The 23,113-nt window shown below is 36.3% G+C and carries 19 protein-coding genes; 8 read left to right on the forward strand and 11 right to left on the reverse strand.

Going from position 1 to position 23,113, the window contains the following annotated elements:
- Positions 1-57 precede the first annotated feature (57 nt).
- The gene (locus ACFQ13_RS04760; protein WP_386114645.1) at positions 58-579 is read left to right on the forward strand and encodes a DUF7935 family protein; all 522 of its coding nucleotides are present in this window, start codon (positions 58-60) and stop codon (positions 577-579) included.
- A gap of 87 nt (positions 580-666) precedes the next feature.
- Here ACFQ13_RS04760 and bshA read toward each other — a convergent pair whose 3' ends face one another.
- The 11 genes from bshA to ACFQ13_RS04815 all read right to left on the reverse strand — a co-directional run bounded on the left by bshA (position 667) and on the right by ACFQ13_RS04815 (position 13,593).
- Entirely contained in the window at positions 667-1,806 is a 1,140-nt protein-coding gene (gene bshA / locus ACFQ13_RS04765) for an N-acetyl-alpha-D-glucosaminyl L-malate synthase BshA (protein ID WP_386114648.1), read from the reverse strand.
- Between the two features lie 178 nt (positions 1,807-1,984).
- A complete protein-coding gene (locus ACFQ13_RS04770) occupies positions 1,985-4,942 on the reverse strand; it encodes a glycoside hydrolase family 3 N-terminal domain-containing protein (protein WP_386114651.1) in 2,958 nt (985 codons plus the stop codon).
- A gap of 128 nt (positions 4,943-5,070) precedes the next feature.
- Complete coding sequence (gene serB / locus ACFQ13_RS04775; RefSeq protein WP_386114653.1) at positions 5,071-6,300, reverse strand: phosphoserine phosphatase SerB; 1,230 nt, start codon at positions 6,298-6,300, stop codon at positions 5,071-5,073.
- 85 nt (positions 6,301-6,385) lie between these two features.
- Positions 6,386-6,871 (reverse strand): ABC transporter ATPase, encoded by a 486-nt coding sequence (locus ACFQ13_RS04780; protein WP_114309486.1) that lies wholly within the window; start codon positions 6,869-6,871, stop codon positions 6,386-6,388.
- A gap of 34 nt (positions 6,872-6,905) precedes the next feature.
- Positions 6,906-8,414 (reverse strand): PH domain-containing protein, encoded by a 1,509-nt coding sequence (locus ACFQ13_RS04785; protein WP_386114655.1) that lies wholly within the window; start codon positions 8,412-8,414, stop codon positions 6,906-6,908.
- A complete protein-coding gene (locus ACFQ13_RS04790) occupies positions 8,401-8,925 on the reverse strand; it encodes a PH domain-containing protein (RefSeq protein ID WP_386114657.1) in 525 nt (174 codons plus the stop codon). Before ACFQ13_RS04790 ends, ACFQ13_RS04785 begins: the two co-directional genes overlap by 14 nt.
- A 248-nt stretch (positions 8,926-9,173) precedes the next feature.
- Positions 9,174-9,956: a (Fe-S)-binding protein gene (locus ACFQ13_RS04795; RefSeq protein WP_386114659.1), complete on the reverse strand. Its 783-nt coding sequence runs from the start codon at positions 9,954-9,956 to the stop codon at positions 9,174-9,176.
- Positions 9,957-9,966: 10 nt separating this feature from the next.
- On the reverse strand, positions 9,967-10,149 hold the full coding sequence (locus ACFQ13_RS04800; RefSeq protein WP_114309482.1) for a hypothetical protein: 183 nt from the start codon (positions 10,147-10,149) through the stop codon (positions 9,967-9,969).
- Positions 10,150-10,151: 2 nt separating this feature from the next.
- Entirely contained in the window at positions 10,152-11,465 is a 1,314-nt protein-coding gene (locus ACFQ13_RS04805; RefSeq protein ID WP_386114661.1) for a 4Fe-4S dicluster domain-containing protein, read from the reverse strand.
- A gap of 10 nt (positions 11,466-11,475) precedes the next feature.
- Positions 11,476-12,423 (reverse strand): MlaD family protein, encoded by a 948-nt coding sequence (locus tag ACFQ13_RS04810; RefSeq protein WP_386114663.1) that lies wholly within the window; start codon positions 12,421-12,423, stop codon positions 11,476-11,478.
- Positions 12,424-12,477: 54 nt separating this feature from the next.
- The gene (locus ACFQ13_RS04815; RefSeq protein WP_386114665.1) at positions 12,478-13,593 is read right to left on the reverse strand and encodes an N-acetylmuramoyl-L-alanine amidase family protein; all 1,116 of its coding nucleotides are present in this window, start codon (positions 13,591-13,593) and stop codon (positions 12,478-12,480) included.
- Between the two features lie 109 nt (positions 13,594-13,702).
- Here ACFQ13_RS04815 and ACFQ13_RS04820 point away from each other — a divergent pair, with 109 nt between their 5' ends.
- The 7 genes from ACFQ13_RS04820 to ACFQ13_RS04850 all read left to right on the forward strand — a co-directional run bounded on the left by ACFQ13_RS04820 (position 13,703) and on the right by ACFQ13_RS04850 (position 23,041).
- Positions 13,703-16,468, forward strand: coding sequence for a putative LPS assembly protein LptD (locus ACFQ13_RS04820; protein ID WP_386114668.1), 2,766 nt, complete (start codon positions 13,703-13,705; stop codon positions 16,466-16,468).
- A 131-nt stretch (positions 16,469-16,599) separates the two neighbouring features.
- Positions 16,600-16,980 (forward strand): RidA family protein, encoded by a 381-nt coding sequence (locus tag ACFQ13_RS04825; RefSeq protein WP_386114669.1) that lies wholly within the window; start codon positions 16,600-16,602, stop codon positions 16,978-16,980.
- A gap of 130 nt (positions 16,981-17,110) precedes the next feature.
- Positions 17,111-18,160, forward strand: coding sequence for a GNAT family N-acetyltransferase (locus ACFQ13_RS04830; RefSeq protein WP_386114671.1), 1,050 nt, complete (start codon positions 17,111-17,113; stop codon positions 18,158-18,160).
- 243 nt (positions 18,161-18,403) lie between these two features.
- Entirely contained in the window at positions 18,404-19,444 is a 1,041-nt protein-coding gene (locus ACFQ13_RS04835; RefSeq protein ID WP_386114673.1) for a GMP reductase, read from the forward strand.
- A gap of 23 nt (positions 19,445-19,467) precedes the next feature.
- On the forward strand, positions 19,468-20,238 hold the full coding sequence (locus ACFQ13_RS04840; RefSeq protein ID WP_386114676.1) for a TIGR02757 family protein: 771 nt from the start codon (positions 19,468-19,470) through the stop codon (positions 20,236-20,238).
- Positions 20,239-20,289: 51 nt separating this feature from the next.
- The gene (locus ACFQ13_RS04845; protein WP_386114679.1) at positions 20,290-21,780 is read left to right on the forward strand and encodes a S10 family peptidase; all 1,491 of its coding nucleotides are present in this window, start codon (positions 20,290-20,292) and stop codon (positions 21,778-21,780) included.
- Positions 21,781-21,850: 70 nt separating this feature from the next.
- Positions 21,851-23,041 (forward strand): sensor histidine kinase, encoded by a 1,191-nt coding sequence (locus ACFQ13_RS04850; RefSeq protein WP_386114681.1) that lies wholly within the window; start codon positions 21,851-21,853, stop codon positions 23,039-23,041.
- The last annotated feature ends 72 nt before the right edge of the window (positions 23,042-23,113 follow it).

Genomic DNA, 23,113 nt, shown 5'->3' on the forward strand with positions numbered 1-23,113 from the left:
GGGGAAGCGTTATAACCGGGAATCAATTAATGTTAACTCAATAAAAAATCTATTTCAATGGATCTTGACAGGATTATAGACTTACTTTTTAATATTGCACCTGCAGCTCTTGTAGGCGCTATGGCATACTATTTTTTTAAGCAACACGTAAACAATGAAAATAATAGACGGCATTTTTTAATGCATAAAGATCTGCAGAAAGAAAGTTTACCCCTACGTTTACAAGCCTATGAACGAATGACACTTTTTTTAGAACGCATCTCGCCTTCTAAACTTCTAACGCGTGTTCACCCAACTTCTACGAGTAAAACCGATTACGAAAGTTTACTTATTGCAACGATAGAGCAAGAATTAGAGCATAATTTAACGCAACAAATTTATGTGAGTGATCAATGTTGGTCTATCACTATTGCGGCTAAAAATGCCACCATTCAACTTATTAGAAAAGCGGCCCTACCCGATACTACGGAAAATGCCTCAAAATTACGAGAAATGGTATTAACCGAACTTATGGATAAACCTGCTCCAAGTAATGCTGCTCTTGCGTATATTAAACAAGAGGTCAGCGACCTTTGGTAAAACACCTTAAAGCTTAAATAAAAAAGGCTTCTCAATGAGAAGCCTTTTTTATTAGTATTTAACTAAGTTCTTTATGAAAGAATCCATTTATTCCGTCACTAAAAATGCTTTTAAAGTTTCCTCATAAATTTTTTCGTACATAGGAACAATATTACGCAAATCGAATTTTTGCGATTGTAATTTTGCATTACTTTTAAAGGTTTCTAGGGTTTTGATGTCTGTAAGGATTTTTAAGGCATTATCAGACATATCGTGTATCGCATTAACATCACTCAAATAACCGGAATACCCATCTTCATTAACCTCTGATAAACCTCCTGTATTTGTAGAAATTACAGGAACACTGCTAGCCATAGCTTCTAAAGCCGCTAAACCAAAACTTTCGGTTTGAGAGGGTAATAAAAACAAATCACTAAAGCAGAGAATTCTATCTATTTCATTACTATTTCCGAAGAAAATAACGCGTTCACTGATTCCTAATTCTTCAGCCAATCGTTCAGCAGCTTCTTTTTCTGGCCCCTCACCGACCATCATTAATTTGGCTGGTAATGCTTTTTGAATGTTATAAAACACCTTAATAACATCGGGAATACGTTTTACTTCTCTAAAATTACTAATATGCGTAATGATGCGCTCATCATCTTCTGCCATCATCCCACGTTGACAATCGGTAAACTTAGGTTCGTGTTTTTCTAAATCGATAAAATTAGGAACGACAGAAATTTCATTTTTAATATCGAACAAACGCATGGTATCTTGCTTTAAACTTTCTGAAACAGAAGTTACGGCATTAGATTTATTGATACTAAAGGTTACGGCTGGTTTATAAAACGGATGACTTCCTACAAGCGTAATGTCCGTACCATGTAAGGTGGTAACGATAGGCACATAAATCCCTTCATCTTTTAACATTTGCTGGGCCATATAAGCGGCATAAGCATGCGGAATGGCATAATGCACATGTAATAATTCTATACCGTGCAGTTTTACCATATCCACTAATTTACTGGATAAGGCCAGCTCGTAAGGTTGATATAAAAATAAAGGATATTCGGGTACATGAACTTCATGAAAATGAACATTATTACTCAACAATTCTAAACGTACCGGTTGGCTGTAGGTGATAAAATGAATTTCGTGACCACGTTTAGACAATTCTAAACCTAATTCTGTAGCGACGACACCACTACCTCCAAATGTTGGGTAACAAACAATTCCTATTTTCATTTTTTGTATTTAATATTAAAATGACCTGCGCCGCAGCCCAAATCTGAGGTTATAGTCGTAATTTATTCAGACTCCTTTCTGTAGATGCCTTATAAATTGTAAATCATACCCCTTTCACCTTCCTAATAATTTCAAACTTAGAAAGTGTTCCTAAAGTATCGCTCTAATACAGCGCCCTTTAGTCTATAATAGCTTCGTAAATTAAACGTTGTATTTCAGTCCGTATATTTTCTCTCAGCAATAAGTTTTTACCCGCTTCAGGATACGTTCGGTTGGCCAAAAACACATAAACAATTTCTTCTTCCGGATCGGCCCAAGCATAGGTCCCTGTAAAGCCTGAGTGTCCAAAACTAGTCATAGATAAACAACCGCATGTTGGTCCTTCATCGCCTAATTGAGGTTTATCGAAACCTATACCACGTCTATTATTATTTCCACAATAATAGCAGTAGTTAAACTTATCAATAGTTTCAGGATCTAAGTAGCGCTTTCCTCCGTAAAACCCTTTTTGCAAGTACATTTGCATAATCTTAGCCACGTCATTAGCATTACTAAACACACCAGCATGTCCGCCTACCCCATTTTGCATTGCTGCTCCCATATCATGCACATAACCATGAACTTCTTTATAACGGTAGTAGTTATCAATTTCCGTAGGAACAATATCCTTTAAACTGAATTTCTTTCTTGGATTATAGGTGGTATAATTAGCCCCTAGTGCTTTATAAAAACGATCTTCCGTGATTTCACTTAGCGGTTTCGCGTAGAAATCTTCCAAATATTTTTTTAAGATGTAATACGGTAAATCGCTATAACGGTATCTTAAACTCGGTAACAAATCACTATCTCTGATAATTTTTTGTATCGTATCTTGATAATCATCACGCATAAATAAGGTGCTCGTAACCTCTGTTCTATACCCCTCTGTACTTTTGAATTTGTAATATTTAGGATCTGGTAATTTGGTTAGCGAATCTAAAGTGGCATAATAAAATGGCACCCATGGCTTAAGACGTGCGTAATGCGATAACATCTTTTTTAAGGTAATATTCTTTTTGTTGGTGGTTTTAAACTCCGGCATTAAATCGCCTAATTTATCGTCTAAACTCACAGAACCTTGCTCTTCTAACTCCATTAACACAGGAAGCGTGGCTAAAATTTTGGTTAAAGACGCCACATCGTAGAGGTCATTAAAATCTACAGGATTCTTCTTTTTATAAGTATGATACCCAAAATTCTTACTGTAAACCACCTTCCCTTTTCGGGCGACTAAGATTTGAATACCTGGCGTCATTTTTCCTTCTATCGCATAATTGGCTATGGAATCTATGCGTAATAAACGATCAGAATCCATCCCCACGCGTTCTGGCAAACCATAACTTAAACTCATAATAGAATTATAGCTTTTCCCCGTACCGACAGGGAAAAACGGACCTGCACTTACCGGTAATTTACCTTTAGCATCGATAGCACCGAAAATTAACTGCGCTGATTTTTCTTGTGCAATAGTACTATTTTGATAGCTGACCACCACACTTTCAATATTCTCTACAGTAAGCAAATCGTTTAAAGCATAAGGTCTGGCAAAGACATCTAAAACCACCGTATTGGTGCGTGCAATTTCATATAACCATGCCATTTCTTTTTGAGAAAACTTATAACTCTTCCAAGGGTTCGCATTCGATTTGTGAAAGCCAACAACAACCGTATTATAATTCTGAAGTTTAGCAATGACTTCATCTAATTTTTTAGCTTTAATCTCATGAACTTTAGTGTATTTCTTTAAAGATTCAAGAAAAACAGAGCCTGAGTCGTCACCTAAGGCCACATACGCTATTTTCTTAGTTTCTAAATCTCTAAAAGGCAACAAGTCGTTATTATTTTTTACCACTGTAAGGGCGTTTTCCATAAGCTCTTCATATAGCAAATCGTCCTTTAATCTATTGAGATCATTTTTTAAATTATAAATCCCTATTGGTGAGTAATTCTGAAGTCCAACTTTGTATTTAGCCATCAATATTTTCTTTACAGAATAAGCTAAACGTTCTTCCGTAATCACCCCTTGATTAAGAGCTTCGGCAAATTTTGCAATACCTGCAGCAGGATCTTCAGACATGAGCATCACATCGTTACCTGCTAAAAAGGCCATCAAATCGATTTCGCCTCCTTTTACCAAACTTTTTGTTTTAGACCCATCAACATCTCGTGCCACATAATCCGCTGCCCCTTTCATGGTTAAAGCATCCGTGAAAATTAGGCCATTAAAACCCAACTGTTCTTTTAAAATATCGGTGACAATATGTTTAGATAATGACGATGGAAAATCTCTACGTGCTTCTAAACTTGGTACATTAAGATGCGCCACCATAACACTTGCTAATCCTTCTTTTATAAGGGTTCGGTAAGGATAGATCTCTATAGAATCGATTCGTTTCGCACTAAAATTAATGGTCGGTAGTTTTAAATGCGAATCGTCTTCTGTATCCCCATGCCCAGGAAAATGTTTCGCATTGGCTAAGGTTCCTGCACTTTGCATACCTTTCATAAAGGCCAATCCTTTTTCGGTAACATTATCACGGTCTTCACCAAACGAACGGTTTCCGATTATAGGGTTCTTAGGATTGGTATTGATATCTACGGCTGGTGCAAAATTAAAATGCACCCCAAGGCGTTTGCAATGCTCGCCTATTTGTCGTCCGGCTTGCTCTACCAATTTAGGATCGGAAATAGCGCCAAGCGTCATATTCCAAGGAAAAGCATAAGTAGAATCTAAGCGCATACTTAGTCCCCATTCGGCATCCATTCCTATTAATAACGGCACCTTAGAGGCTGCCTGAAGCTCATTATTCAATTGGGCTTGACGCACAGGACCTCCATTAGAATAAATTAATCCCCCTATATGTTGATTCTTTATTAATTGCGCAATCTTAGTCTCATGAGCTCTTCCTTTATTAGAAAATACCTGCACCATAAAAAGCTGTCCAATACGCTCTTCTACAGACATCGCATTATACAGGCTATCCACCCATTTCTTTTGTTGAATAGAATCGGTAGTTTGAAGGGGATGACGCGCGCTGTTTTGAGCAAAAAGAAATTGAAAACAACCACAAATTAGAAAAAGGGCAATATATCGCATTAGCAATCTTTAAAGATTATAAATTTAGTACGTAAAATGACATCGATTATTGTGCCAAATTACCATAATTAAAAGGAAGTTAAAAAGACTTTAAGATAGATTTATATATCGATTTTAAAGGGCGTTGTTTAGCCTTCAGACACCAAATCAATTTGACGGTCGTGGTAGCCTAATAAGTACAGTACCCCATCTAAACCAATACTAGAAATAGAACTCTGAGCACTATCCTTAACCTTAGGCTTGGCATGAAATGCAATCCCTAAGCCCGCTAAGTTTAGCATTGGTAGATCATTAGCACCGTCACCAACAGCAATGGTTTGACTAATATCTATGTGCATATTATCAGCTAACAATTGTAAGTATTCTGCTTTTTTATTACCATCTACAATATCACCAAGGTAGCCTCCTGTTAAGGCACCATCTTTAATTTCTAATTGGTTAGCGTAGACGTAATCTATATCTAATTTTTCTTGTAGGTAGTGGCCAAAATAGGTAAATCCACCCGATAAAATAGCGGTTTTAAACCCGTAGTAATGTAAGGTATCTATAAGACGTTTTGCGCCTTTAGTAATTGGCAAACGTTCTGCCACTTCCTGTAAAACAGATTCGCTTAAGCCTTCTAAAAGTTTCATTCGTCTTTTAAAACTTTCATTAAAATCAATTTCGCCTTGCATCGCGGCTTCTGTAATGGCTTTTACTTCATTACCAACACCTGCTAATTCAGCTAATTCGTCAATGACTTCAGTCTGAATTAAGGTCGAATCCATATCAAAACATACCAAACGTCTATTGCGTCTAAAGATATTATCTTCTTGGAAAGCGATATCAACATCTAACTCTCTAGAAATAGCCATCATTTTTTCAGTAAAATCGGACTTATCTCCTATTCGACCACGAATTGATAGTTGTATGGATGCTCTAGGATATTCTTCTTTATTAATTAAAGACGTACGCCCTGTAAGACGTTTAATAGAATCGATATTCAGGTTTTTTTCTGAAATAACTTTAGTAACTTCAGAAATTTGAACCGCCGCTAAACGTTCGCCAACTATGGTTACAATATAACGATCCTTCCCTTGAAGGTTCACCCAATCTTCATAATCTTCTAAGGATATGGGAGAAAACTTTGCGGTCAACTCCAACTCGTAAGCCTTAAACAATAAATCCTTAAGTACGGCTGCCGATTTTTTTCCTGATTTTATTTCAAACATAATCCCTAGAGAAAGGGTATCATGAATATTTGCTTGACCAATATCTAAAACTTTAGCATCATACTCTGCTAATACGCTGGTTAAGCTTGAAGTTAATCCTGGTTTATCTTGTCCTGAAATGTTTAATAAAAAAATGTCTGTAGCCACAATTGAGGTTTTGGGTTAGTCCTTTAATCTGTAATGTAAAAGTGACTATTCTTGTTGAGATATAAAAATTTTTATCTTGAAAGTCTTATTTTATAAATCGACTGTGCCAACTTTCGCTCGCGGGAACCTCCCAGTTTTCGTTGAATTCGGCAATATTAGTCACCAAATTATTAAATACAATTGTATTTTTAGACACCGCTTTTTGTTGTGCCATTTTCTTAAAATCAACTAAGGGTTTATAGGCTATAAATTCTCCTTGTTTGTAAGATACATTCATCTTATCCATAAGGTCTACGTTGTACTGCTGTTCTAACTGTTGAATAAAATTCACGGAAGCATCAATAGAACAACCTGTAGCGCTATTTAAAGACTGATCCATCGCTATAACGATAAACCTTTTGTACACTAATTTAAAGCCTGCTTTTAAATCTTTTCCGTGAGCAGTCCACGCTTCTATAAACGTTTCTAACTGTCCTTTTAATTGTACAATTTCATCATCTGAAAACGAACGGTTGGCTTGGTAAATCCAAACTCTAGACTCTTCGGGGAGGGTATTAAAATCAACTAGCATAAAATTATTTTTTCTAAGACACAAAAATAAGACTTTACATCCAATCTCGGTCTTGAGATTCCACCTTATATAACAAATAATTGTATATTGAAAGGGCTTCAGATTTAGAAATATAGGGAATGGTTACAGACTGTGATGCGGTTGAAATTACAAGCGAAGCCACCTTTCTTGGTCTTTGAAAAATGCTTTGCTTAAGTTTCACACTTTGAATTTTATGAATTTCTAGAATCTGAGTGGTCGTATCAATAACGCCACTGCCTATGGTAATAAAGTTTTCCGAAATTCTATAATAGGCTTTTCGGTAAGACGTAAGCACGTACAAAACTGCTAAGGGTATAAAAATGAGGTTAACCCATAGCGCGTCTATCCCTAAAAAGGCAAACCCTAAGCCATTAAGAACCGTAAAAAATAAAAGCATTTCTAAAGCGGCAATCCGCATATAATACGGACGTGGTTTTCGTTTTTCGCCTTCTTCTTCAAAGTACCCTGATAATAATTTATTGATTAAATAATGAAGCTGTTCTTTTTCTAAGGCTACTATATTAAAGTTCTTTTGCTGTTTAACATTGACCATAGCTTGTTTTACGGCCAAAGTATGTAAGCCTAACGCTTGTTTTAGACGGTTTGTGCTAATCACTAAATTCTGAATACGGCTAGGCGTTAAACTTAAAGACACTTTATCAAACAGGCCTTTATTAATCTCCACGGTCTTTTGGTGCTCTACCACTTCAAGATTAAAATTTATGATAAAGGTTTTTACCACAGAAAAGAGCAATGAAAATAATACAGCACCTAAAATTAAGATGGCATTGGTAAGTATTAAATTAAAGATCGTCTCTTCATCAAAATTCACATAGTCCTCTATACGTTCTTCAATATTTAAGGCTTTCAGATAGTCTTCCAATTCGGTATACAAACCAAAAACAAAAGTGGTTATTAATAAAAAACTCTTAAAATGATTTTGAGAAATACCTTCGAGTAGCAAACGGATAGGCGTCACTTTAAAAAAAACATCACGATCGTTTCCTACGGCTTGTGTAGGGCTTTCCACAGCATTTATAACATTGTTTTTTGCAAACAACTTGAATTTTAAATCTAGGGCGGTAGCTTTATCTAAGGCATTAATTTCTATTTCAGATTTTTTATCGCCGGCGGTTTCTATTTTTAAAGAAACTACATTAATGACTTGCTGTAAAAAATTCTGCTTGATATAAACATTCTGAATTTTAGACTTCGGAATAATTGTATTGTCCTTATTAATTACCCCCGTAGCTAGATGGAAATCGTCATCACTTAAATGGAATTTAAAATTTAAATATTTTAAAATAGCTATGATTAAGATGACGATTAAAACCGTGATAAGACCTAACAGTAATCTAAACGGTGTGACTCCGCCTAAGGTCTGATTTTTAACGATGGACAATCCAAAAGCAATAAAAAGCACAAAGAACTTTTTAAAGAATGAGATGGTCTTAAACGCAAAAATGACTATAATTCCTTTTGACGATTGCCGTATGGGATGTGAAAAATCAGTTATCTCCATTAATCTTTGCGCTTATAACCTCTTTAATTTGCGTAGCTTCCAAGTGCGGCAATCCACTTATACTTAAATCGCTACCAGACTCTCCTGCGGTATAAATTTTAAGGGTTGCCAATCCGAAATAACGGGCCAACCAACTCCTTGACTCTTCCACATGTTGAATTCTAGAAATCGGTACCGTCACTTTATTATGCACTAGGAGACCTTTTGCATAAATAACATCATGTGTTCTTAGGGCATATTTACGCTTTTGAAAGGCCAAAAAACTCACCAAAAAATTAAACACACAAAACAATACCACAGCCAACAGAACATACCATATACTTATAGGCAAGTAGATTTCTTTGTTTTCAATAAGATATTTACCGAGAAAAACGAAACCTATTAAAACCGTATAAATAAGTAATTTATTAAGGGCAATAATCTTTAAATAGGCTTTTGAAATGGGCTTAAGAATCACATCTTCAACACGAGGTAAGTCTTCCGTTTGCATTTGAGAATTTATAAAGGTCATTTTACTATTAATGTTTAGGACGAAAAATAAATACAACTCAATTTTAATTCTTGAAACCTTAATGCTGAAGTTAAAAAACTATCGATATGATACCCATAAGTTCCAATAACCACTTCTGTAGAACGCTAAATCACGATTAATAAGATAGACCTAAAAACTTTCAAGTTAAGCCTCCATTCTATCCTACAAAGTCCAAAAACATTGATCTGCTAGAATAAAATTCGCAGACTAATTAATAACTGTATCGCTTAGGCGTTGGCAATTAATTCTGCAATATCCATGACTTTAATTTCAGCTTCTTTTTCTTTAAACTTTACACCGTCCGTCATCATAGTATTACAATACGGGCAGCCTGTCGCAATAATTTCCGGTTGCGTCTCTAAAGCATCTTCTGTTCTTAAAACATTGATTTCCTTATTTCCAGGTTCAGCATCTTTAAACATTTGTGCACCTCCCGCTCCACAGCATAACGCTGTTCCTTTATGGCGCTTCATTTCAATGAGGTTGGCATTGGTTTTTTTGAGCACATCTCTAGGCGCGTCGTAAACACTATTGGCACGTCCTAAATAACAAGGATCATGGAAAGTAATCCGTTTTCCTTTGTAGGTGTCTCCCCCTAAAGTTAAACGTCCTGAGGCAATAAGTTCTTCTATAAACTGCGTATGGTGAATAACTTCATATTGCCCACCGAGACCAGGGTATTCATTTTTTATACAATTGAAAGAATGCGGATCACAGGTTACAATACGCTTTACCTCATAAGAATTAAGCACTTCAATATTCATAACGGCTTGCATTTGAAACAAAAACTCGTTTCCTGCACGTTTAGCCACATCACCAGTGTTACTTTCTTCAGTTCCTAAAACAGCAAAATCGACTTTAGCCTTATTTAAGATTTTTACAAAAGCTTTGGTTATTTTCTTTGCTCTATCATCATAACTTCCAGCAGAACCTACCCAAAATAAAATTTCAGGTTGTTTGCCTTCTGCCATATACTTTGCCATGGTTGGCACTTTAAGTTCTTCGCTCATAATGTCTCACTTATTTTTTCTTATAGGTTACAATTAACCCAAATCCGATACCTAATAAAGCGCCTGCTATAAATCCACCTAAAAAACCGGTATCATTATTCCAAATGTAATAAAAGGCTATTGCAGATAAAACCGTGACCACAATTCCTAATTGCAGTCTAATGCGTGGTTTTAATTTAAGAAAATAATTCATTCTTATTCATCTTTCCAATTCAGACGGTCCATTTGGTTATATGGCCATGGTGCACCGTTATTCTCTATATTGGTCATCATTGTATTTAATTCCATAGGAGCCGCACTTTGCTCCATCACTAAATAACGACGCATATCCATAATAATAGATAATGGATTAATACTTACCGGACAGGCTTCTACACAAGCGTTACACGTCGTACACGCCCAAAGCTCTTCATTGGTAATATAATCACCTAGAAGTTGTTTTCCATCGTCTTTAAATTCACCGTTATTAGCATCAATATTTTTACCAACTTCCTCTAAACGATCTCGCGTATCCATCATGATTTTACGAGGCGATAATTTTTTACCGGTAAGATTAGCCGGGCATTCACTTGTACAACGTCCACACTCGGTACAAGTATAAGCGTTGAGCAATTGAATTTGGCTTAAATCCATAACATCACTCGCTCCAAATTTAGCAGGCACGTCGTCTTCTGCGCCTTCTGGGGCTGCCGCAAAAGGATCGGCATCCGGATCCATCATTAATTTCACCTCTGCCGTGACAGCCTCTAAGTTATTAAACTTTCCTTTAGGCTCCACCTTTCCAAAATACACATTAGGAAACGCTAAAAGAATATGTAAGTGCTTAGAAAAGTATAAATAATTTAAAAAGATAAGTATGCCTACAATATGTAACCACCATGCGGTACGTTCAATAGCACTTAAGCCTTCAGGAGAAACCCCATCAAAGAGCGGTGCAATAAATTGAGAAATGACATTACCAATCCCTAAGTTTTGAAATTCGGTATCCGTGGCATTCATAATTAAAAATAAAGCCATTAAAACCACTTCAAAATATAGAATAACATTTCCATCGCTCTTTGGCCAACCTTTCATTTCTGAACTTAAGAAACGTTTTATTTTTATGATGTTTCTTCTAATCCAAAATACAGTTACCGCCACGAGCACTAAAACCGCTAAAATTTCAAAAGTGCCTATTAAAAACCCATAAACCGCATTGGGTAATACGGATAAACCTATACGGTGGGTTCCGAAAAGCCCGTCGATAATAATTTCTAAAACTTCAATATTGATAATTATAAAACCAACATAAACAATAACATGCAGAAAACCAGAAATGGGACGTTTTACCATTTTACTTTGACCTAAAGCGATATAGGCCATGTTTTTCCAGCGTTGTGGTTTGTTATCACTGGCATCAACCTCTTGTCCTAATTTAATATTACGAATCAGTTTTTTAATATTACGTGCAAAAAAACCAATCCCTACAATTAGGATTACAGCAAAAATGATATTCGGTACGTATTCCATAAGTGGCGGCTTAATTATTATTTAGTTGCTCTGGCGTAGGCGCTTCATAAGGAATTTCTCTTTTAGACAAAATACGTCTGTAGCGCGCAGGGTGTAATTTAATATCTAAAAGTAAAAGTTGTAACTCTTTAGAAGCATTATCTAAATTAGTGTAGAGGCCATCATCTTTTAATAATTTCCCCATAGTTCCTTCTCCGGCTTCAAGACCTGCAGCAAGACCGTTAAGTTTGGCCACCATAGCATCTAAATTTTTAACCGTATTAGACAATTTTGCCTCATTAAGATCCTTTATTAAAATAGCTAATTCTGCACTAGTCGCATCAAAATTTTCTAAAAGCGAGGCGATTTTTTTATCGTTCTCGTTAATAAGGTTATTCGCTGCAAATGCAACCGTTTTAAAAGACTTAAGTGTTGCGTTTAATTCTGCGATAGTTTGTTTAAGCCCGTCTTCAGACTCATCAACAACTAAGGCATTTAAATTGGTTAATAAGGTATCTGAAGATCTTAAGGTAACGCCTAAATCTTCACTAATCCCTGAAAAATTCTTTTCTAATGATGAAATCATTCCGGGCTTTACTTCCGACTTAATAAAATCTCCTGGCTCTGCGTTTACACCACTATTTCCTTCAACAATAGCTAGGGCATTCCCCCCCATAAGACCATCTTGATAAAGTCTTACCTTACTATTATTAGAAAATTTTAATTTAGGATTTACGGTAAATGCAATACGTGTTTTACCGGTTTCGTAATCGTATTTAATATGTTCTATCTTCCCTATCTTATTCCCTTTAATGGTCACTGGAGACGACATACTAAGGGCGTTATAATCGAATTCTGTATAATAGGTATTTGAATTTTCAAATAAGTCTTCACCTTTAAGAAAGGTGAATAGGTAGATACAAAAGGCAATGCCTGCTAGGACTAGGATTGCGGTTTTAACTTCTCTTGAGATTTTCAATGGGCTTTATTTAGTTTGTAAACAAAATTAGGAATAAATATACTAATAAAGTTTTTAATTTGAATCAGATTTTAAGGCTTCGGAAACATCAATCTTTTTTCCGTCTTTAAAGGCAACAACAAATGCGCCAGGATATCCGTTTAATTTGGCTTGATTCTGAAGTTGCTTAACCTCATTATAGTCAGAGGTTTGTCCGCTGTAGTATTTATAGACAGCTCCTGCTTTTTCTCTTGAAATATCAGCAAGCCCTTTAAAATTATAGGACTTCGGTTCTAAAGCTCTAGAACTGGCCGCAATTTGCACTTTAAAAACAATGCCTTCAACAATACGAGGACTTTCTTTTTCCTCAACCATGGATTCCGCTTCAACCTGAAGAATTTTACTCCCCACGTTCTGATCGAGTTCCTTTTTATAATCTAAAACCGCTTCTTTTATAGCGTTCGCCATTTTAGTCTGACCGGCCTTAGAGTTTAAAAATTTTCCTTCGCTATTATTAGTTAAAAACCCAACCTCTACCAACACACTTGGCATGTAGGTATTACGAATAACCAAAAGACTAGCTTGCTTTAAGCCACGACTTTTACGCTTTGCCTTCCCGATAAAATTATCTTCAATTTTTCGAGCCAAAACCACACTTTGTTCTACATAAACTTCCTGTTCTATACCAATAGCAATTGAAGACTCTGGAGAGCTAGGGTCAAAACCCGCATAGTTTTCTTCGTAATTATCCTCTAAGAAAATCACTTCATTCTCTTTTTTAGCGACATCAAAATTACGTCCCGTATTTTTTTCACCTAAAACAAAAGTTTCGGTCCCGCTAGCCTGAGAGCTGTGCGCATTACAGTGAATAGAGACAAACAAGTCTGCATCTGCCCTATTGGCAATATTGGCACGTTCGTGCAATTCTATAAAAACATCGGTTTTACGAGTATAGATCACTTTAATATCAGGATTTTTTTCTAGGGCCTTCCCTACCTCTAGGGTAACTTTTAAGGCAATATCCTTTTCACTATGTCCGTTTCCAACATTTCCAGAATCTCCACCCCCGTGTCCTGCATCTAAAACAACAACAAATTTATTGTCTTGCGCCTGTAAATAGGCCGAAGATGTTAAAGAACTAATAAATATAAGAATGAATAATACTATTGTAGGTTTAGGTATCGTTTGCATATGTAATTTAACGTTTTTTCAACTTGGTTTAACACAATGTCCTCATTAAATAAGTTCGTAATTTTCATTTTCTAGTTTTAATAAACTAATCAAAAAAAATACTGTACTTTTGGCGTTTCAAAAACCGAGCCATACTTTTACAAAAATACACTTAAAAGCATTGCAGACAAAAAGCTTATACATACTTTTTACCCTTAGTTTTACAGTGTTTATCAACACGTTTAGCTTGGCACAAGAATTACCGAAAAAAGAAGGTCGTATTCCTGCTAAACAGCAGAAAGACACCACCTCAATTGTGTTAGATTCCATTGTAAATCCGCCACAAAAGACCATAGAAATTGATTCTACTAAGCAAGATTCTACCAAACAGAAAGGCCTTTTAGAAGGTACCGTAAAGTATACTGCTGCGGACTATGTCTCCTTAAACCAAAAGAAAACCAAAATTTACCTTTACAATAAAGCCGAAGTTTTATACCAAGATATGGAGATAAAAGCTGGGGTTATTGAAATTGATTACAGCAAGAATTTAGTTTATGCTGGTCGTATAAAAGATTCTACAGGATATAGCCAACGCCCGGTTTTTACACAAGGACAAAACGTTATTGAACCCGATTCTATTGTCTTTAATACCGAAACAAAAAAAGCTTTGGTTTTTAATTCGAGAACAGAGCAACAAGGTTTTAAGGTTTATTCGCCTATAACGAAGAAAGAAAATGATTCGGTTTACTTTATGAAAAACGGTCGTTTTACCACGGCTGAAGATGAAGAGGACCCAGAGTATCAATTTGTGACCACTAAAATGAAAATGGTCCCGAATAAAAAAGTTATTGTAGGTCCTACTTATATGGAAATTTATGGCGTTCCTACACCCATAGCGTTGCCATTTGCCTTCTTCCCGATGACCAAAAAGCAAACCTCCGGAATTATTTTTCCATCCTTCGGTGAAGACAGCAATAGAGGGTACAACCTACAGAATGGAGGGTATTACTTTGCTATAAGTGATTATTTAGATTTGGCCGTTCTTGGAGACTATTATACCAACGGAAGTTACGGATTGCGTATAGAAAACAACTATGCCCTACGTTATAAGTTTAAAGGAAATATTAGCTTTAGATATGAAAATCTTCTTAATGAAGAGCGTGGTTTCCCCGACTTTAGTCAGAGTACCATTTACAACATCAGGTGGTCCCACAGTCAAGATACAAAGGCCAACCCCAATTCTAGATTCTCGGCCTCTGTAAACTTAGGAAGTAGTACCTATTACCAAGAGTCTATTAATCAGCTCAACCAATCTAATTTTCTCAACAACACCTTAGCGTCTTCTGTATCGTATTCCAAAACCTTTACGGGGGACCCACAAGTTAATTTAAGTTTAACGGCAACGCACAGTCAGAATACCAATACTGGCGATATTAATTTAACTCTACCAACATTACAAGCGTCTATGGGACGGGTTTATCCGTTTGCCCCAAAGACAGGCTCTAAAAATGGGATTATTGAAAACATCAACTTTCAAGTTACCACCAGAGGGGAATATAGCATACAAACCAACGACTCTATTTTTGGAAAAAGTGAAATGTATGACGATGCTGAAATAGGTATGTCGCACAGCTTACCAATCACTACCAATTTTAAAATCTTTGATTATTTTAGTGTAAGTGCCAATGCAAGCCTTCAGGAAAATTGGACCTTAAAAACTATAAGTCGTTATTACGATCAGGCGAATGACGAAGTCGTTACCGTAAACAAAAATGGTTTTGATCGTTACTTAACCTATAGTGCTGGCGCCAGTATAGGAACCACTATTTATGGAATGTACGATTTTGAAAATGAAAATAAAGACGCGAAACTAAAGGCTATAAGGCACGTTATGCGACCTTCTATTAGCTACTCCATTACACCGGCATTTGATCAGTATTACGAAACCTACGACGTTATTGATGCTGATGGGACAACCACAGATCAAGTAGAATACTCACGGTTTGAAAACTCGCTTTATGGGGCTCCAGGAAATGCATTTTCTAGTAGTATTGGGCTATCTTTAAGTAATAATATTGAAGCTAAAGTACGCGCCAAAGATTCTACACAAACCGAACCTGAAAAAGTAACCTTATTAAACAGTCTTAATTTTTCTACGGCTTATGATATTGCAGCCGACTCCATAAAATGGAGTCCATTACGATTAACGGGAGGAACGCAGATTTTAAACAATAAAATGAGTGTTAACTTTAGCATGACGATGAACCCGTATGCTTTAGACAGCAATAACGACGTCATCAACACCTTTAACATTAATAATGGGGGAAGTTTATTTCGATTAACCTCAGCTAACGTCAGCATGAGTTACACCTTATCTAACGATAGTTTTTCAGGTAAGGATGATAAAGAAAAAGAAGCCTCTGCTGCAGAATCTGCACGTTCCGGTGGCCGTACAGATGATTTATTTGGACGGACTCAAGACTATGCCAATCAGCGCCTCTCAGATGACGACCGAAGTGAAGATGAAAAGGAAGAGAACAACGAATTTTACAACTATAAAATGCCGTGGAGTTTACGATTAGCCTATGCGGCCAATTACAACAACACGCAACGCCAAAACGAAATCTCTAGCCATTCATTAATGTTTTCTGGTGATGTAGACATTTCACCAAAATGGAGTATTGGTGCCTCTTCAGGTTACGATTTTGCCAATCAAGGGTTCTCATACACCCAATTACGTTTTGAGCGTGATCTACTAAGTTGGCGAATGAATTTTTCATGGATTCCGTTTAGTGACCAAAGCTCTTGGAACTTCTTTATCGGTATTAAATCTAACTTATTAAAAGATTTAAAATACGATAAGCAAAAGCAAGCGGACAAAACTGTTGGGAATTAATCCTCTTGTCCTAGACCTTACGAGAGAACTTACTTCTTTTTACTTCATAAGAGTGCACTTTCAAATTTTATCTTAAATTTGGTATAGAATCGAGATCAAACCTCTCACATCACTACATTAAATTAAGTTCTATGAAAAAAGTAATAAACACCCCTAAAGCACCTGCACCAATTGGCCCATACAACCAAGCCATCTTAACCGGAAACACCTTATATACCTCCGGACAAATTGCTTTAGACCCTGAAACTATGGAGCTCGTTACTGACGATATTCAAACAGAAACAAAGCAAGTTATGGAAAACATGAAAGCGGTTTTAGAGGCTGCTGACATGAGTTTTGAAAACGTTATAAAGTCTTCTATTTTTATCAGTGATATGAATAATTTTAAAGATATCAATACCGTTTACGGTACTTATTTTGATGAAGCCACTGCGCCTGCTAGAGAAACAGTAGAAGTTGCCAACTTACCAAAATTTGTTAATGTTGAAATTAGCATGATTGCTATAAAATAATAAACAGCTTAAATAAACCTCTTTTCTGAATCTCTAAATCTAGAGAAAAAGACTAGAGGTTTTTTTAATTCGTAAAGATTCTCTTTTTTACTTTTTATTTTGTTAACTTTAATCATAAATTTTTTCATAAATGATTGAGGTTATTACGAATAGACAAGAGTGGAATGCAGAATTAGACCGTATAGGAGCGGTGGATTTCTACCATACTTATAGCTATCATCAACTTTCAAAACGTGAGGAAGAACTTCCTGTTCTACTGAAGTATAATGAAGGGCAATCGGTCATTTTTCTTCCCTTACTTCTCAGAAATATTGAAAATTCAGAATACAAAGATGCCACCTCTGTTTATGGGTATTGTGGTATTTTAGCTCAAAACATAGACCCTAATTTTAAGAAAGACAATTTTTACAGGGCCTTAAATACCTTTTTAAATAAAACGAAGATTATAGCCGTCTTCACCAGACTCCACCCCTATATTGATGAAGCCGAATTTATGCTTCAGAATTTAGGACAGATTACCTCCTTAGGAAAAGTGGTTTATATAGACCTCAGCAAAACCCTAGAAGAGCAACGTGCTAGCTATAATAGACGCTTAAAAACCTATATCAATAAAGCGCGAAAATTATGTACGGTTATTGAAGGGACTACTGAAGAACACTTGGATATTTTTATCAGTCTTTATCATGAAAACATGCGACGTATTGAAGCCACTGACGATTATTTTTTTGATACTGATTATTACCGCCAGTTACTAACGAGTGACGATTACGAAGCCTCATTATTGATGTGTAAACACAATGCAACCGGTGAAATTATTGCTGGTGCTATTTTTATAAAATCGGGCAACATTATTCAATACCATCTCTCAGGCTTAAACCATTTGTATTTTGATCTTCAACCCATTAAACTCATTATTGATGAAATGCGAATTCAAGGCACACTTCAGGGCTATCACTACCTTAACCTAGGTGGTGGAAAAGGCAGTGAAGAAGATTCCTTATTTGAGTTTAAAGCTAAATTCTCTAAGGATGTTAAGATTTTTAAAATTTGGAAATACATCGTTAATAAAGACGCTTACAAAGCGCTTTCGGAGTCTCACTTACAAACTGAGTTAAAATCAGAAGACCTCGATAAAGGATTCTTTCCAAAGTATCGCGCACCGCTAAAATCTCTTTCTTAATTTCCTCCCCCTATTCCCCTTTATAATTTTGAAGGTATCCCTATTCACCTTATAACTTTTTAATCTCAAAAACTAATATTAAGAATTCTACCTTCCCCGAAATAAAAGGGCTTTGTTATAAAGTCAACTACGCCTCTACCCTATAAACAATTGTTAATAAAACAAATGCTGTTCTATCCAAATTTGTGCCGTCTGAAGGTAAAGAACTTGTATTTTTGAATAGCACCAAAATTCATTCTGATTATGCATATAGAACACGATATAAAATTAGGCTTTAAAGATGTGATGATTCGTCCAAAACGTTCCACCTTAAAAAGTAGATCGCAGGTCTCTTTAGAACGTGACTTCAACTTTCTAAACAGCAAAACAAGTTGGAAAGGTATTCCTATTATGGCTGCAAATATGGATACGGTGGGTACCTTTGAAATGGCAACCGCTTTAGCAAAACAACAACTATTTACCGCCATACACAAACACTATACACCACAGCAATGGAGCACCTTTTTAAGTGAGGCCCCAGAAGATATTGTAAATTATATTGCTATAAGTACAGGCACCGGACCTGAGGATACCAAAAAACTAAAAACAGTATTTAAAGCGCATCCGGAATTAAAATTTATCTGTATTGATGTCGCCAATGGGTATTCCGAGCATTTTGTAGAATTTTTACAAAAAACAAGAGCCACTTATCCGGATAAGGTCATTATTGCAGGGAATGTCGTTACCGGCGAAATGGTAGAGCAACTTATTTTATCGGGTGCAGATATTGTCAAGGTGGGTATTGGTCCTGGAAGTGTTTGTACCACTCGTGTAAAAACAGGTGTAGGCTATCCTCAGTTATCCGCCATTATAGAATGTGCCGATGCGGCTCATGGTTTAGGCGGGCAAATTATTAGCGATGGCGGGTGTGCAACCCCCGGAGATATTGCTAAAGCTTTTGGAGCAGGGGCCGATTTTGTAATGCTTGGCGGAATGTTTTCTGGGCATACGGAAAGCGGTGGAGACCTCATTACTAAAGACAATCAACAATACAAGCAATTTTACGGCATGAGTTCTGCTACAGCTATGGACAAATACGTCGGTGGTGTTGCAGAATACCGCGCTAGTGAAGGTAAAACCGTTCAAGTCCCTTATAAAGGTGACGTACAAAACACCTTGCAAGATATCTTAGGAGGCCTTCGAAGTACCTGTACCTACGTTGGAGCAGCACGATTAAAAGAGCTGACCAAAAGAACCACTTTTATACGTGTGGCAGAACAAGAAAACCAAGTCTATAACGGGTAATGCCCCTTTAACTTTTTTGCAATTTGAAACTAAAAAAAGCTGAGCTAAAAGCCTTTCTTAATGAGAAGGTAGAGCTTTATAATCGACCTGATTTTATAGAAAGTGACCCTATACAAATTCCACATCAATTCACACGTAAAGAAGATATTGAGATTGCCGGTTTCTTGGCAGCAACCATAGCTTGGGGTAACCGTAAAAGCATTATTAATAATGCAAATAAAATGATGAACCTGTTAGACCACGCGCCTTACCAGTTTATCACACAGCATCAAGATTCCGACTTAGAGCGCTTAGAAACTTTTGTACACCGTACGTTTAATGGCCTAGATTTTATTCAGTTTATAAAAAGCTTACAACACATCTACGCGCAGCACCAAGGCCTAGAAGCCGTTTTTAAAGCTCATGTAGAAAAGGATTCCATCCAGCGTAGTATTCACGAGTTTAAAAATTGCTTTTTTGAAATTCCACATCTCAAACGCACCCAGAAACATATTAGTGATCCGCTTAAAAATTCAGCAGCAAAACGTATAAACATGTTTTTAAGATGGATGGTTAGAGCAGACAACACAGGCGTTGATTTTGGAATTTGGACAAGCATTTCGCCCGCAGTATTAAGTTGTCCTTTAGATGTACACTCCGGAAATGTAGCTCGGAAATTAGGCCTTTTAAAACGGAAACAAAATGATGGTAAAGCCTTAGCTGAATTAGATAAAACCTTACGAAAGTTAGACCCCACAGACCCCGTAAAATATGATTTTGCCTTATTTGGACTTGGCGTGTTTGAAAACTTCTGATAATCCATTTGTAATTAGTACCTTTAAAGCTTATTTTAAATTGCTCAACATATGAAATGGTACACCTCGTTTTTACTTTTATTTAGTTTTCTATTTAGTTTTTCGCAAGACTTAAAAATTCCAATAGACACCGCTTACACCACACAAGGCAGTGTTAGCATTAAAGGAAAAACTGTAAATTATACTGCTGAAACAGGTTTTCAACCCGTTTGGAATGATGAGGGCAAAATAATTGCGTCACTCTATTACACCTACTACAAGCGCAGCAATATTACTAAGACCAATAACCGACCAATTATCTATTCATTCAATGGAGGCCCTGGCTCTGCTTCCGTATGGATGCATATTGCTTATACAGGTCCTAAAGTATTAAATATTGATGATGAGGGCTACCCTATTCAACCGTATGGCGTTAAGGATAATCCTTATTCTATTTTAGATGTTGCGGATATTGTTTTCATTAATCCGGTAAATACAGGTTACTCTAGAAAAGTGGCCGATAAGGACGGAAAGCTTCCTTCCGATAAATTATTCTTCGGAATTAATGCAGACATTAAGTACTTAGCTAGTTGGATGAATACCTTTACCACGCGTAAAGATCGATGGTCTTCACCAAAATACATCATAGGTGAAAGTTATGGGGGGACCCGCGTTATGGGCTTATCTCTAGAGTTACAGAATAAACAATGGATGTACTTAAATGGGGTAATTATGGTATCGCCTGCAGATTACAAAGTATTGCGTACCGGTGGCCCATTGGCATCTAGTTTAAATTTGCCGTATTACGCAGCAACGGCTTGGTATCACAACAGATTGCCCGAAGCGCTTCAGCAAAAAGACCTTTTGGACGTTTTACCAGAAGTAGAAGAGTTTGCTTTAAATGATCTTATGCCAGCCATAGCAAAAGGCGGATTCATTGCTCCGAACGAGAAAGCTGCTATTGCTAAAAAAATGAGTTACTATTCTGGACTATCTGAAAATGTAATTTTACAACACAACCTCGATGTGCCTACATCTTTCTTCTGGAAAGAACTCTTAAGAGACACTTCTGGAAAAACAATAGGCCGCTTAGATTCTAGATATCTCGGCATTGACAAGACCGATGCTGGCACACGACCAGATTACAATCCGGAATTAACCTCTTGGCTCCACTCTTTTACTCCGGCGATCAATGCTTATATTCAAAATGAATTAGGGTTTAAAACCGATGTAAAATACAATGTGTTTGGTAACGTTGGGCGTTGGGACAACAGTAATGACAGAACAAGAGACAATCTGCGCCAAGCCATGGCTCAGAATCCTTATTTAAAAGTTTTTACACAGTCTGGCTACTACGATGGGGCTACCACATACTTTGCCGCAAAATACTCACAGTGGCAAATTGATCCTAGTGGAAAAATGAAAGATCGCTTCTTTTTTAAAGGTTATAGAAGTGGACATATGATGTATTTAAGACATGAGGACTTAATTAAGGCGAATGATGACCTCAGAGAATTTATTAAAGCGTCTTCTTCAAACGGAACATCTGCTAAATATGAATAAACTTACAATTTTAAGAAACCATTAAGACCTTATTTTCCGTATATAGTTTTTCCAAATTGATCTGATACCTATGAAAAGTCCTACATTTCCAAGTAATGAAAACGAACGCTTAGCGGTTTTAAATTCTTACAACATATTAGACACGGCTCCTGAAAAGGATTATGATAATATTTCTGAATTAGCAGCTACAATTTGCGACGTTCCTATTGCCCTAATTACAATTCTAGACCGGAATCGGAATTTTTTCAAATCTCATTTTGGAACCCCTTTAACCGAAACACCACGCGATGTTTCTTTTTGCGGCCATACCATTCTTGAAGATGATATTTTTATTGTTGAAGATGCCACTAAAGACGATCGCTTTTTTGACAATCCTTTAATTAACGAGCAGAACATATCCTTCTATGCAGGAGTTCCTCTTATTAATCATTCAGGACATAAATTAGGAACCATTTGTGTTTATGATCTAAAACCAAGACAGCTTAACAGTTCTCAAATTAAAGCGCTTAAAACCTTGGCCCAACAGGTGGTTAATCTCTTTGAATTAAAGAAAAACAACGATCATTTAGAAGCGATTAAACAGGAATTAGAACGCCGGAACAAGCAGCTAAAATCGTTTGCCAGTTTAGTGTCTCACGATTTAAAGTCACCTTTATCTAATATCATTTCTTTAACCGATTTATTAAAAGACGAGAACCAAAATAACTTATCGGAAGATTCCCTTCAGTATTTGGATTATATTGAAGAGTCTACCACCATTCTTAAGGATTATATTGATGGTATTTTACTGTATTACTCTGCAGATGAACTCTTAAATTCTAAAACCGAAGATATAGAATTACGCACGGTTATGGAAGATATAGAACTCATTCTTATTTCTGAAAATGATAGTCTTATTTATAACGACAACCTCATTGAAAACATCAATAAAGCAGCCTTAACACAGATATTAATTAACCTAATAGACAACGCTCTTAAATACAATGATAAAACAGAACGCTCTGTAGAGGTTTCTTATCATAAAGATGATACGCACCATAATTTTAGCGTTAAGGACAATGGTATTGGTATTCCTGAAGACCAGCAGACACAAGTCTTTGAAATTTTTAAAACCGTTAAAAACGACAAGATAAAATCGAGCACAGGTATTGGACTGAGTACGGTAAAAAATCTCGTAGAAAAACTCAATGGACAGATAAGTGTCACTTCAAAATTAGGAGAAGGAAGTACTTTTAGTTTCAGCATTGCACAAACCATATAAACACCGCCAGTTTTAAAACATAAAAAAGCTGATAAATATTAAATTTATCAGCTTTTTTTAGGTTTATAAATA

Source organism: Winogradskyella rapida, from assembly GCF_042675845.1.
Taxonomy (GTDB): Bacteria; Bacteroidota; Bacteroidia; order Flavobacteriales; family Flavobacteriaceae; genus Winogradskyella; species Winogradskyella rapida.